This window comes from Micromonospora terminaliae, from assembly GCF_009671205.1.
Classification (GTDB): domain Bacteria; phylum Actinomycetota; class Actinomycetes; order Mycobacteriales; family Micromonosporaceae; genus Micromonospora; species Micromonospora terminaliae.
Genome location: NZ_CP045309.1, coordinates 830,780 through 843,978, shown reverse-complemented (window position 1 = coordinate 843,978; position 13,199 = coordinate 830,780). Strand labels below are relative to the sequence as shown.

Here is a 13,199-nt window from a genome sequence, read left to right as displayed (position 1 = left end):
GCCCGGCCGGTGTCTTCCCGAACCCCGGCGGCGATCGGCCGCCCGGATCTTCGTCCATTGACGGACGTCACACGGGCGTGATCTGATCGCCTCCTTGAAGAATCTTTCACATTTCGATGTGTGAGGGGGTCCGGCCATGTCCCTGTTCCGACGTGCCGCGCTCGCGGCGGCGCTGGCCGTCGCCTCGGTGGCGCTGCCGGCCGCCGTGGCACCCGCGAGGCCGGCCGCGGCCGCCCTGCCCACCGCCGCCGTGGCGCTGGGCGACAGCTTCATCAGTGGCGAGGGCGCGGGGGCGTACGCGCCGGTGGTCGACGTCAACGGGGTGGCCCAGGGCTTCCCGGGCTGGTCGGCGCCGAACAGCAACGCGTACTTCTGCCACCGCTCGCCCAACGCCTCGCTGTTCCAGGCGGACCTGCCGGGCATCGCCGCCCGGTTCAACCTGGCCTGCTCGGGCGGGCAGCCCTACGACATCGCGGCCGCCTCGGCGAGCCGGGCGAAGGGCCGGCAGGTCGCCGCCCAGCTCGACCAGCTCCGCGCGGTGGCGCGGACCCACGACATCGACCTCGTGCTGGTCGGCCTCGGCTCGAACAACAGCTCGTTCACCTTCGGCAGCGTTGCCGAGAAGTGCGCGAACCGGTTCATCGCCGACGCCTGGACCGGCTGGTGGGAGTTCTGGGCGTACCTCGGCGGGCCGGTCGAGCAGGAGCCCTGCACGGACGCCGACCTGGCCACCGCCGCCCAGGTCAGCGCCGCGACCGCGGAGACCACGGCGGCGGTCCGCCAGCTGCTGACCACCCTCGACCAGGTCGACGCCGACGGCCAGCACCGGGTGGTGTTCCAGGACTACACCAACCCGCTCCCCGCCGAACTGGCCGCGGGCTACTGGACCGAGGACGACCGGGACGACACCCGGGACAAGTTCCGCGCGCTCGGCGCCGAGCGGTACGCGGCCGGCTGCCCGATCCACCGGGGCAGCCTCGGCCCGGGCCAGCGCTTCTCGCAGGGCCTCGGCACCCTGGTCAACTCGGTCCGGACCACCCTGGCCGCCGAGTTCCCGCAGGACGACCTGGTCTACCTCAACGTGCAGCGCGCCTTCGACGGCGCCCGCCTCTGCGAGTCGGCGGGCAGCCCGGGTAACGCCCTGGCCACCCCCATCCGGCTCATGGACGGCCCGACCGGCGTCTTCGTGACCAGCCTCTCCGGCTACGACAAGCTCGACATCCAGCGGATCGCGAACGCCTGCGGCACCTACTTCCAGACCTGCCAGGAGTCCTGGCACCCGAGCGCCGCCGGCCACCGGGTGCTCGGCCGGTGCCTGACCGGCGCCGCCGCGACGGGCGCCCGGACGGTCTCCTGCGTCCGTGCCCCGGACGGCGCCGTCACGGTGAGCTGACCCACCACGACCGCGAGGCGTCCCCTCTCCCGGGGCGCCTCGCGGTGGTCAGTCGCGGACGGCCGCGCCGAGCACGTGCGGGGACGCGGGTCCGGACATTCCCGTCGGCGGGAAGCGGAACCGGTCCAGCTCGACCACGGTGAAGCCGGCGGCCCGGATCGCCCCCACGGTGTCCCGGGCGGTGTGGCAGCCGGCGCAGCACAGCGGCCAGAGCGTGGCGTCCGCCAGGCGCTGGGCCCGGCGCAGCCCGGGGGTCTCCGCCACGACGTGCTCGTAGAAGCGGAGCTGCCCACCCGGGCGGAGCACCCGGCGCGCCTCGGCCAGGGCGACGGCCTGGTCCGGCACCGAGCAGAGCACCAGCGACAGCACCACGGCGTCGGCGCTCGCATCGGCGACGGGCAGCGCCTCGGCGAGGCCGGCGGCCACGGTCACCGGCACCGGCGCGTCGCGCGCGGCGGCTCGGACGAGGGCGCGCAGCCGCGGCTCGGGCTCCACAGCCAGCACCCCGGTCACGCCCGGTGGATAGTGCGCGAGGTTCCGCCCGTTGCCGGCGCCCACCTCCACCACCCGGCCGCGCAGCCCGGCGACCAGCCGGCGCCGGTGCGCCGCCGCGCCGGCCCGGTCCATGGCAACGCTGGCCCGGGCGAAGACCCGGGCGAAGATCGGATGCGAGATGGCCATCAGCGGGCCGCGGGCGGGGCGCCGAGGGTGAGCAGCAGCGGACCCGCCGCGCCGTCGACCAGCTCGCCGAGGCGTACCCCGTCGAGCACGGCGAGGAACGCGGCCTGGGCGCGGCGCAGCTCGCCACGCAGCCGGCAGCCGGCGACCAGCGGGCAGGCCGGCTGCTCGCAGTTGACCACCTCGCCGTCGCCCTCGAAGGCCCGCACCACCTGGCCGACCGTCAGCTCACCGGCGTGCTCGGCGAAGGCCACCCCGCCGGAGCGGCCCCGGATGGTCACCAGTACGCCGAGCCGCTGCAACCGCTGCACCACCTTGGCCACGTGGCTGCGCGGCAGCGCGAGCTGGGTGGCGAGTTCGTCCACGGTGGTCCGAGCCGGGGACGCGGCGGTCAGCATGGCGATCCGCAGGGCCATGTCGGTCGACCGGTTGAGCTTCACGCCTCGACCCTAACCAGCGCATGCTCGCCGTGACACGGGCCGGCCGTCCCGTCCGGGGTGGTGATCGAGGCCACGCCGGTCCCGGGACCTTCGACCCTGAAAAGGAATCCTGAACTCCGGTTTCGTGGTGGTCGACCCGTTCGACGTCCGAAGGAGTAATCGTGCTCTCGGAATCCTCCGCAGCCGTGGTGACCGCGACCCTGCCCGCCGTGCAGGCCAACGGCGAGGCGATCACCGGCCGGTTCTACGAGCGGATGTTCGCCGCCCACCCGGAGCTGCTGAACATCTTCAACCGCAGCAACCAGGCCACCGGTACGCAGAAGGCGGCGCTGGCCGGTGCGGTGGTCGCGTACGCCGCGCACCTGACCGGGGGCAGCGCGGCGCCGTGGGGGCCGATCCTGGACCGCATCGCGCACAAGCACGTCTCCCTGGGGATCACCGCCACCCAGTACACCGTCGTGGGGCGGCACCTGATGGCCGCGGTGGCCGAGGTGCTCGGCGAGGCGGTCACCCCGGAGGTCGCGGCGGCCTGGGACGAGGTGTACTGGCTGCTGGCCTGCGAGCTGATCGCCCGGGAGGCGCGCCTCTACACCGAGGCCGGGGTGCCGGAGAACGGCCCGGTGTGGCGCGGGTGGCGGGTCACGGAGAAGACCGTGGAGACCGCGGACGTCGTGTCGTTCACGCTGGTCCCCGCCGACGGCGGTCCGGTGCCCGGCTTCACCGCCGGCCAGTACACCTCCGTCGCCGTCGACCTGGGCGGCGGTCGCGGCCAGCAGATCCGGCAGTACAGCCTCTCCGGCCGGCCCGGCGCCGAGCACTGGCGGATCACCGTGAAGCGGGTACGCGGCACCGCCGGCGCGCCCGACGGCATGGTCTCCGGCTTCCTGCACGAGCGGGTGGCCGCCGGCGACACGCTCCGGCTCAGCCCGCCGTTCGGCGAGGTCAGCGCGGTCGGCGGCGAGGAGCCGCTGCTGCTGGTCAGCGCCGGCATCGGGTTGACCCCGGCCATGTCGGCGCTGGCGCACCTGGCGGCCACCGACCCCGAGCGGCCGGTGACGCTGGTGCACGCCGACCGCACCGGTGCCGCGCACGCGCTGCGTCACGAACTGCCCGCGCTCCAGGAGCGGCTGCCGAACCTGTCCGTGCGCCTCTGGTACGAGGACGCCGCCGGCGGTGAACTGCCCGGCGTCAAGGCCGAGATCGCCGAGGGGCTCGTCGACCCGGCGCTGGTCCCGCTCTCGCCCGGCGCGTACGTGCACCTGTGCGGGCCGGTGCCGTTCATGGCCCTGGTCCGCGGCGGCCTGCTGTGCCGGGGCGTACCGGCCGAGCGGATCGCCTACGAGGTGTTCGGTCCGGGCATGCTGCGCTGAGGCGCGACCGGGGGCCGGTGCCGGGCAGCGCCCGTGCGCCGGCCCGGCGCCATCCCGGCGGGCCTCTTGCCCGACATGCCGGCGGACCCCGGCCCGAGCCGCACCCCTTCCCGTGGGCTCGCACCACGCACCGCCCGACCGCACCTCGATGGCGTCACGCTCAGTGAGAGCTGCCGCACTCCGGCACCCGGTGGTGGACTCGCTTTGCTCTGCAGCCACATACGCAGCGATCACCCAGGGTTGCTGCTGCGTATGTGGCTGCAGAGCAAAGGCGGCGGAGGGGTTGGTGCGGTCGGAGAGTCGCGACGTGCGTTTGCGCTGCTCAGATCGTAAGTGGCTCGCGGCGGCCGCGGAGGCGGCGCCCGCCACGTCCGCCACGCTTCGTGACCGCTTCGATCGGCGGCGGTAGCCACTCCGAGTAGCAAGCGCACGGCTCCGCCGAGCGGCACCCGGGGACACCGGCGGGGCCGCAGGCGGGCGAGCATGAGCCGCTTTGCCCAGCTTCGCCGCTTCCGGCCGCGCCGACCAGGGGCTTTGGTCCCGATTTCGACGGTCCACAGCGGAGATTCGACTTCTCGGAGAAGTCGATGATCTAGCGGTTAGGAGGTGGTCGCCAGGGTAGGGACCACTCATGCGCGTCCTGGGAATAAACGCGATCTTCCACGACCCCGCGGCTGCCCTGGTGGTCGACGGCCGGGTGGTGGCCGCCGCCGAAGAGGAGCGGTTCAGCCGACGCAAGCACGGCAAACGACCGGTCCCCTTCGCCGCCTGGGAGCTGCCCGAGCTGTCCGCCGCATGGTGCCTGAGCAGCGCGGGGATCGACGTGGACAGCCTCGACGCCGTGGCCTACTCCTTCGACCCCGGGCTCTGCCGCGACGCGGCCGAGCTGGGCCTCAGCGACCCGTGGGACTGGCTGCGGGTCGACTACGCCCGGCGGGCGCCGCAGTTCCTCGCGGCCGCGCTGCCCGGGCTCGACCCGGACAAGGTGCGGTTCGTGCCGCACCACTTCGCACACGCGGCCTCCGCCGGACTGGCGGCCCCGCCGGCCGGCGACGACACCGCCGTGCTGGTGCTCGACGGCCGCGGCGAGGTGGCCAGCCACCTGGCCGGCGTCTACCGGGACGGCCGGCTCACGTCGCTGCACTCCCAGCAGCTCCCCCACTCGCTCGGCCTGCTCTACGAGGACCTCACCCGGCACCTGGGCTTCCTGCACTCCAGCGACGAGTACAAGGTGATGGCGCTGGCCTCCTACGGGCAGCCGAAGCACCTGGGCCTGCTCCGCGACCTGGTGCGGGTCACCGACGACGGCGGCTTCCAGGTCGAACGGATCGACTGGGCCGGCCTCGCCAAGGCGGTCGCCGCCGGTGGCGAGCTGACCGAGGAGCACGCCGACCTCGCGTCCAGCGTCCAGGCGCGGCTCGAGGAGGTCATCCTCGAGCTGTCCCGCTGGCTCCACGACGCCTCCGGCGGCGCCAGCACCCTCGCGATGGCCGGCGGGGTGGCGCTGAACTGCGTGGCCAACGCGCGGATCGCGGCCGAGGGGCCGTACCGGAACGTCTGGGTGCAGCCCGCGGCGGGCGACGCGGGCACGGCGCTCGGCGCGGCGCTGCACGTGGCCGGCGAGCTGGGCGACCGGTCCACCCCGATGGCCGGCGCGGACCTGGGCCGCGGCTGGTCGGACGACGAGCTGGAGGCGGAGCTGCGGCGGGCCGCGCTGCCGTACACGCGGCCGGCGTCGATCGCCGCCGAGGCCGCCCGGGTGCTCGCCGACAACGGCATCGTCGCCTGGTACCAGGGGCGCAGCGAGTACGGCCCCCGGGCGCTCGGCCACCGGTCGCTGCTGGCCCACCCCGGCGACCCGGACACCACCCGCCGGATGAACGACGTCAAGGGTCGCGAGCAGTTCCGGCCCATCGCCCCGATGGTCCGCGCGGAACGCTTCGCGGAGCTGTTCGACGGGGTCTACCCCAGCCCGTACATGCTCTTCGTGCACCACGTGAAGCCGGAGTGGCGGGACCGGATCCCGGCGGTCACCCACGTCGACGGGACCGCCCGGGTGCAGACCGTGCACCCGGAGACCGAGCCGCTGGTGGCCGAACTGCTGGCCGAGTTCGAGCGGCGCACCGGGCTACCGGTGGTGGTGAACACCTCGCTGAACACCGCCGGGCGACCCATGGTGGACACCCCGCGCGAGGCCATGGAGCTGTTCGGCTCCGCCCCGGTGGACCTGCTCGCCCTCGGCCCGTTCGCGGTGCACCGCCGCGCCCTGGGCGGCGACCGGTGATCAGCGTCGTGGTGCCCACACTGGGGCGGCCGAGCCTGGCCACCCTGCTGGACGCCCTCGCCGGCCAGCTCGACGAGCTGTCCGAGGCCGAGTTGCTGCTGGTCGACGACCGGCGTGACGACACCGGTGAGCTGGCGGTGCCGGGGGCGCTCACGGCGTACACGAAGGTGCTGACCGGGCGCGGCGCGGGGCCGGCGGCCGCCCGCAACCTGGGCTGGCGGGCCGCCCGCGGCGAGTGGGTGGTCTTCCTCGACGACGACGTGGTGCCGGCGCCGGACTGGGCCCGCTCGCTGCGCGCCGACCTCGCGACCGCCGGCGGGGTGGGCGGCGTGCAGGGCGTGGTGGACGTGCCGCTGCCCGCGCGCCGCCGCCCCACCGACTGGGAACGCGGCACCGCCGGCCTGGCCGATGGGCGCTGGATCACGGCGGACATGGCCTACCGCCGGACGGCCCTGGCCGCGGTCGGCGGGTTCGACGAGCGCTTCCCGCGCGCCTACCGGGAGGACGCCGAGCTGGCCTACCGGGTCCGCCGCGCCGGCTGGAAGCTGGCCCGCGGCCGGCGCCGGGTGACCCACCCGGTCCGCCCGGAGAGCCGCTGGGTCAGCCTGCGCACCCAGCGCGGCAACGCCGACGACGCGCTGCTGCGCCGGCTCTACGGGCCGGGCTGGCGTGCCGACCTCGACCTGCCGCCGGGGCGGCGGCCCCGGCACGTGACGGTCGCCGCGGCCGGCGCGGTGGCGCTGGCCGCCGGGGTGCTGCGGGCCGCGCCCCTGCGCTCCGCCCGCGCCCGGCGCGCGGCCGCCGTGACCGGCGGCCTCGCCGCGCTCGGCTGGGCGGCCGGCACGGCCGAGTTCACCCGGGCGCGCGTCGCGCCCGGCCCGCGCACCCCCGACGAGGTCGCCACCATGCTGGCGACCAGCGCGCTCATCCCGCCGCTCGCGGTCGCCCACTGGGTACGCGGCTGGTGGCGCGCCCGCGCCGTCGCGGCCGGATCCGTGGTCACGGGGGCGGAGCGGTGCTGACCCCCCTGTACGACGCGGTGCTGCTCGACCGCGACGGCACCCTGGTCGAGGACGTGCCCTACAACGGCGACCCGGAGAAGGTCCGGCCGCTGCCCGGCGCCCGGGAGGCGCTGGACCGGCTGCGCGCGGCCGGGCTCCGGCTGGCCGTGGTGACCAACCAGTCCGGGCTGGCCCGCGGATACTTCACCGAGCGGCAGATGCACGCGGTGCACGCCCGCATCGGGGAGCTGCTCGGCCCCTTCGACCACTGGGCGATCTGCCCGCACGACGACACCGACGGCTGCGCCTGCCGCAAGCCGGCCCCGGGGCTGGTGCACGAGGCGGCCCGGGCGCTCGGCACCGTGCCCCGGCGCTGCGTGCTGGTCGGCGACATCGGCCGCGACATGGCCGCCGCGCTCGCCGCCGGGGCCACCGGAATCCTGGTGCCCACCCCGGTCACCCGGCCCGAGGAGGTCGCCGAGGCGCCGGCCGTCGCCTGGGACCTGCCCGGCGCGGTGGCCGAGATCCTGCGCCGGGACCGGGCGGTGCGACCGGTGGTGGCGCGGGCCGGACGGGCCGGCACGGTGCTGGTGGTACGCAGCGACTCGGCCGGCGACGTGCTGGTCACCGGCCCCGGGATCCGCGCGGTGGCGGCCGGGGCGGAACGGGTGGTGCTGCTCTGCGGGCCACGCGGCCGGGCCGCGGCGGAGCTGCTGCCCGGCGTCGACGAGATCATCGAGTGGCCGCTGCCCTGGATCGACGGTTCCCCCGAGCCGGTCGACCCCGACGACATGCGCCGGCTCACCGCCCGGCTCACCGACGTGGGCGCCGACGAGGCGGTCGTGTTCACCTCGTTCCACCAGTCGCCGCTCCCCCTGGCGCTGCTGCTGCGGATGGCGGGTGTGCCCCGGATCAGCGCCATCAGTGACGACTACCCCGGCTCCCTGCTCGACGTCCGGCACCGGGTGCCGGTCGGGGTGCCCGAGCCGGAGCGGGCGGTGTCCCTGGCCGCCGCGGCCGGTTTCGCCCTGCCCGCCGGTGACGAGCCGGTACTGCGCCTCCGCGCCGACCTGCCCGCGCCGGCCGTGGACCTGCCCGCCGCCGGCTACGTGGTGGTGCACCCCGGCTCCTCGGTGCCGGCCCGGGCCTGCCCGCCCGCGCGCTGCGCCGAGATCGTGGCGGCCCTCGCGGCGGACGGTCACCGGGTGCTGGTCACCGGCGGCCCCGGCGAGCGGGAGCTGACCGCCCGGGTGGCCGCCGCCGGCGGCACCGACCTGGGCGGGGCGACCGACCTGGCCGGACTCGCCCGGATCGTCGCCGGGGCCCGCTGCCTGGTCGTCGGCAACACCGGACCCGCGCACCTGGCGGCCGCCGCCGGCACCCCGGTGGTCAGCCTCTTCGCCCCGACCGTCCCGTTCGGGCAGTGGGGGCCCTACCGGGTGCCCACGGTCCGGCTCGGTGACGTCTCGGCGGCCTGCCGGGACACCCGGGCGGCCGTCTGCCCGGTCGCCGGGCACCCCTGCCTGGGCGGCGTCGACCCGGCCGCGGTGGTCGCGGCCGTCCGCCGGCTCGCCCCCGGTTGACCCCACCGCCCGCCCCCGCCCCCGCCCCCGCACCGTCGCCGACGAGGAGAGAGATGAACGTTCTTGTGTGGCACGTGCACGGCTCCTGGACGACGTCGTTCGTGCACGGGAGACACCGGTACCTGGTGCCGGTCACGCCCGACCGCGGCCCGTACGGGCTGGGCCGGGCGCGGACCTACACCTGGCCGGACAACGCCGTCGAGGTGACCCCGGAGGAGCTGGGGCGGACCGAGGTCGACCTCGTGATCCTGCAACGGCCCGAGGAGCTGGACCTGGCCGAACGGTGGCTGGGTCGCCGGCCCGGCCGGGACGTGCCGGCCGTCTACGTCGAGCACAACACCCCGAAGGGCGACGTGCCGGACACCCGCCACCCCATGGCCGACCGCGACGACCTGCTGCTCACCCACGTCACCCACTTCAACGAGCTGTTCTGGGACAACGGCGACACCCGCACCGCGGTCGTCGAGCACGGCATCGTGCCGCCCAGGGTGGAGTGGACCGGCGAGCTGGACCGCCTCGCGGTGGTCACCAACGAGCCGGTCCGCCGCTGGCGGGTCACCGGCACCGACCTCATGCCACGCTTCGCCGCCGCCGCCCCGCTGGACGTCTTCGGCATGGGGGTTGCCGGGCTGCCCGACCGGCTCGGCCTGCCGGCGGACCGGCTGGCGGTCCACGACGACGTGCCGCAGGACCGGATGCACACCGAGGTGGCGCGGCGGCGGGCGTACCTGCACCTGTGCCGGTGGACCTCGCTCGGGCTGAGCCTCATCGAGGCCATGACCATCGGCATGCCGGTGGTCGCGCTGGCCACCACCGAGGCCGTGGACGCCGTGCCGCCCGACGCCGGTGTGCTCGCCACCCGGGTGGACACGCTCGTCGAGGCGGCCCGGTGGCTCGCCGAGGACCGCGACGCCGCGTACCGGCTGGGTGCGCGGGCGCGCGAGGTGACGAAGGAACGCTTCGGGCTCGACCGGTTCCTCGCCGACTGGGACCGGATCATGGAGGAGGAGACATGCGCATCGCGATGATTTCGGAGCACGCCAGCCCGCTCGCCGTCCTCGGCGAGGAGGATGCCGGCGGCCAGAACACCCACGTGGCGGAACTCGCGGCCGCGCTGGTCGGCGAGGGGCACGACGTCCGCGTCTACACCCGCCGCGACTCCACCGCCCTGCCCGACGCGGTGTCCACGGCGGACGGCTACCAGGTGTGCCACGTGCCGGCCGGTCCGGCGCGACGGGTGCCGAAGGACGAACTGCTCCCGTACATGGGTGAGTTCGGCAGCTGGCTGGCAGACACCTGGCGGCGCGGCGGCTGGACCCCGGACGTGGCGCACGCGCACTTCTGGATGAGCGGGCTGGCCACCGTGCACGCGGGCCGGCGGACCGGGGTGCCGACGGTGCTCACGTACCACGCGCTGGGCACGGTCAAGCGCCGGCACCAGGGCGCGAAGGACACCAGTCCACCAGGGCGGGTCGGCTACGAGCGGACGCTCGGCCGGGCCGTGGACCGGGTCATCGTGCAGTGCGAGGACGAGGTCGCCGAGCTGGTCCGGATGGGCGTGCCCCGGTCCCGGATGGCGCTGGTCCCGTCCGGCGTCAACCAGTCGGTGTTCCGGCCCGACGGCCCGGTCGCCCCGCGTGACCCGGCCCGCCCCCGCATCCTCACGGTCGGCCGGATGGTCGAGCGCAAGGGCTTCCTGGAGGTGGTCCGGGCGCTGCCCGCGGTGCCGGACGCCGAGTGCGTGGTGGTCGGCGGCCCGCCGGCCGACCTCCTCCCCGCCGACGCGTTCGCCCGGCGGCTGTCCGCGCTGGCCGACGCGTGCGGCGTGGCCGACCGGGTGAAGCTGGTCGGCGCGGTGCCGCGCGAGGAGATGGGCGCCTGGTACCGGTCGGCGGACGTTCTGGTGGCCGCCCCCTGGTACGAGCCGTTCGGGCTCACCCCCCTCGAAGGGATGGCCTGTGGCGTGCCGGTGATCGGCACCAACGTCGGCGGCATCGCGGACACCGTCGTCGACGGGCTCACCGGCGACCTGGTGCCGCCGCGCGATCCCCGCGCGCTCGGCACCGCCCTGCGCCGGCTGCTCGCCGACAAGGTCCGCCGCTTCACGTACGCCACGGCGGCGTTGGACCGGATCCGCAGCCGGTACTCCTGGAAGCGCTGCGCCGAACAGCTCGGCGCGGTCTACTCGGCGCTGGCCACGGTGTCCCGGCCCGCGCCGGCGGTGGCCTGATGACCCACCACGACACCCTCGACGCCCACCTCTCGGGGCTGGCCGCGGCGCTGCTGCCCTACCGCCGGGAGGCCGAACGGCTCGCGGGCTGGGGCACCGAGCTGGCGTGGACGCTGGCCCGGGGTGGGCGGCTGCTGGTCGCCGGCAACGGCGGCAGCGCCGCCGAAGCCCAGCACCTCACCGCCGAACTCGTCGGCAAACTCCGCGACGACCGCGAACCCCTGTCCGCCATCGCCCTGCACGCCGAAACCTCCGCCCTCACCGCCATCGGCAACGACTACGGCTACGACGAGGTCTTCGCCCGCCAGGTCCGCGCCCACGGCCGACCCGACGACATCCTCCTGCTCATGTCCACCAGCGGCACCAGCACCAACCTCCTCACCGCCGCCCAGGCCGGCCACGACACCGGCCTGCGCTGCTGGGCCTTCACCGGCCCCGCCCCCAACCCGCTCGCCGACCGGTGCCACGAGGTGCTCGCCGTGCCGTCCCCCGACAGCCAGGTGGTGCAGGAGCTGCACCTGGTTTCCACGCACCTGCTCTGCGAGTACGTCGACCAGGCGCTGCCACTGATCCGGCAGCTGCCGACCGCGTCCGTCCCCGCGCCCCGGGCCGGCACCTTCGCCCGCTGGGCGCCGCCACCCGTCGCCGCCGGCAAGGGCCGGGACGGCGCCAACGGACACTCGACCAACGGACACTCGACCAACGGGCACGGGTCGACCGGCACCGGGTGGGTACGGTCGTGACCCGCCCGCTCGTCGTGGTCGGCGACGCGCTGCTGGACCGGGACGTCACCGGCGTGGTCGGCCGGGTCGCCCCGGACGCGCCGGTGCCGGTGCTCGACGAACGGTCCGCCGCCGACCGGCCGGGCGGGGCCGGCCTGGCCGCGCTGCTCGCGGCCGCGCAGGGGACCGAGGTGGCGCTGGTGACCGGGCTGGCCGACGACGCCGGCGCGGCCCGGCTCACGGACCTGCTCACCGGGGCGGGCGTCGACATCTACCCGATCCCGCTGCCCGGAGCCACGGCCGAGAAGATCCGGCTCCGCGCGGGCGGGCAGACCCTGCTCCGGCTGGACCGGGGCGGCGACCCCCAGCCACCGGGCGAGCCGCCGGAGGCGGTGCTGGAGCTGCTGGCCCGGGCCCGGGCGATCCTGGTGAGCGACTACGGTCGCGGGCTGCTCCGGCAGCCGGCGCTGCGGGCGGCACTGGCCGACGCCACCGCCCCGGTGGTCTGGGACCCGCACCCGCGTGGCCCCGCCGCGGTGCCCGGGGTCCGGCTGGCCACGCCCAACCTGGCCGAACTGCGCCAGCTCACCGGCGACGCGGGGGCCGGGTCGGCGCTCTCCACCGCCACCCGCGCCGGGCAGGAGCTGCGCCGCCGGTGGCGGGCCGGCGCGGTCGCCGTGACCACGGGGGCGGACGGCGCGGTGCTCTGCCACTCCGGCAGCGCCCCGCTGGTCGTGTCGCCGCCGTCCACCCTGGAGCACGTCGAGGACACCTGCGGCGCCGGGGACCGGTTCGCCGCCACCGCCGCGCTGGCGCTGGCCGCCGGCGCGTCGGTCGCCGAGGCGGTGCAGGCGGCGGTCGAGGCCGCGTCCGCGTACGTGGCCGCCGGTGGGGCGGCCGGCCTGCACCGGGTGCCGGAGCAGCCGCGGCCGGTGGCGGCCGCGCGCACCGCCGAGGAACTGGTCGCGACGGTACGCGCCGACGGCGGCACCGTGGTGGCCACCGGCGGCTGCTTCGACATCCTGCACGCCGGTCACCTGGCCACCCTCCAGGCGGCCCGCCGCCTCGGCGACTGCCTGGTGGTCTGCCTCAACTCCGACCGCAGCGTCCGGGGCCTCAAGGGGCCCGAGCGCCCGGTCAACCCGGAGGCGGACCGGGTGCGGCTGCTGGCCGCCCTGGACTGCGTCGACGCGGTGGTGGTCTTCGACGAGCCCACCCCGCACCAGGTGCTCGCCCGGCTCCGCCCAGAGGTCTGGGTCAAGGGCGGCGACTACGCCGGCGAGGGCGCCCCCGAGCTGCCCGAGGCGGAGCTGGTACGCCGCTGGGGCGGGCGGGTCGTCACCGTGCCCTTCCTGGCCGGGCGGTCGACCACGGGCACCATCTCGGCCGCGCGCCAGCGCGGTCTCCACCTCGTCAAGGGAGCGGTATGAGCGAGCGTCAGCGAGCGGATCGTCAACGCAGTGCACTGGTGCCTCAGGGCGGCACGGAGCGAAGCGGA

At 76.0% G+C, this 13,199-nt stretch carries 11 protein-coding genes; 9 read left to right on the top strand and 2 right to left on the bottom strand.

Translation table 11 applies throughout. The features are described from left to right. Positions 1–136: 136 nt before the first annotated feature. Positions 137–1,393, top strand: a complete 1,257-nt coding sequence (locus GCE86_RS03825) for an SGNH/GDSL hydrolase family protein (protein WP_154225627.1) — start codon at positions 137–139, stop codon at positions 1,391–1,393. A gap of 48 nt (positions 1,394–1,441) precedes the next feature. Here GCE86_RS03825 and GCE86_RS03820 read toward each other — a convergent pair whose 3' ends face one another. Continuing rightward, positions 1,442–2,074 carry a class I SAM-dependent methyltransferase gene (locus GCE86_RS03820; protein ID WP_154225626.1) on the bottom strand — a complete coding sequence of 211 codons (633 nt, stop codon included), beginning with the start codon at positions 2,072–2,074 and terminating at the stop codon, positions 1,442–1,444. Further along, a complete protein-coding gene (locus tag GCE86_RS03815) occupies positions 2,074–2,511 on the bottom strand; it encodes an RrF2 family transcriptional regulator (protein WP_154225625.1) in 438 nt (145 codons plus the stop codon). The genes GCE86_RS03820 and GCE86_RS03815 overlap by 1 nt, the downstream gene beginning before the upstream one ends. Positions 2,512–2,672: 161 nt before the next feature. On the opposite strand from GCE86_RS03815, the gene GCE86_RS03810 reads away from it, so the two are divergent. From GCE86_RS03810 to GCE86_RS03775, 8 genes are all read left to right on the top strand, one after another. Beyond that, positions 2,673–3,881, top strand: coding sequence for a globin domain-containing protein (locus GCE86_RS03810; protein WP_244317170.1), 1,209 nt, complete (start codon positions 2,673–2,675; stop codon positions 3,879–3,881). A 631-nt stretch (positions 3,882–4,512) separates the two neighbouring features. Next, positions 4,513–6,165 (top strand): carbamoyltransferase family protein, encoded by a 1,653-nt coding sequence (locus tag GCE86_RS03805; RefSeq protein WP_154225624.1) that lies wholly within the window; start codon positions 4,513–4,515, stop codon positions 6,163–6,165. Next, positions 6,162–7,187: a glycosyltransferase family 2 protein gene (locus tag GCE86_RS03800; protein ID WP_154225623.1), complete on the top strand. Its 1,026-nt coding sequence runs from the start codon at positions 6,162–6,164 to the stop codon at positions 7,185–7,187. The genes GCE86_RS03805 and GCE86_RS03800 overlap by 4 nt, the downstream gene beginning before the upstream one ends. Continuing rightward, complete coding sequence (locus GCE86_RS03795; RefSeq protein WP_154230319.1) at positions 7,184–8,749, top strand: HAD-IIIA family hydrolase; 1,566 nt, start codon at positions 7,184–7,186, stop codon at positions 8,747–8,749. The genes GCE86_RS03800 and GCE86_RS03795 overlap by 4 nt, the downstream gene beginning before the upstream one ends. A 53-nt stretch (positions 8,750–8,802) precedes the next feature. Next, positions 8,803–9,777: a glycosyltransferase gene (locus tag GCE86_RS03790; RefSeq protein ID WP_154225622.1), complete on the top strand. Its 975-nt coding sequence runs from the start codon at positions 8,803–8,805 to the stop codon at positions 9,775–9,777. Further along, positions 9,762–10,979 carry a glycosyltransferase gene (locus tag GCE86_RS03785; protein ID WP_154225621.1) on the top strand — a complete coding sequence of 406 codons (1,218 nt, stop codon included), beginning with the start codon at positions 9,762–9,764 and terminating at the stop codon, positions 10,977–10,979. Before GCE86_RS03790 ends, GCE86_RS03785 begins: the two co-directional genes overlap by 16 nt. Further along, positions 10,979–11,722 (top strand): SIS domain-containing protein, encoded by a 744-nt coding sequence (locus GCE86_RS03780; RefSeq protein ID WP_167537024.1) that lies wholly within the window; start codon positions 10,979–10,981, stop codon positions 11,720–11,722. Before GCE86_RS03785 ends, GCE86_RS03780 begins: the two co-directional genes overlap by 1 nt. Then, complete coding sequence (locus GCE86_RS03775; protein ID WP_154225620.1) at positions 11,719–13,131, top strand: PfkB family carbohydrate kinase; 1,413 nt, start codon at positions 11,719–11,721, stop codon at positions 13,129–13,131. The genes GCE86_RS03780 and GCE86_RS03775 overlap by 4 nt, the downstream gene beginning before the upstream one ends. Positions 13,132–13,199: the final 68 nt, after the last annotated feature.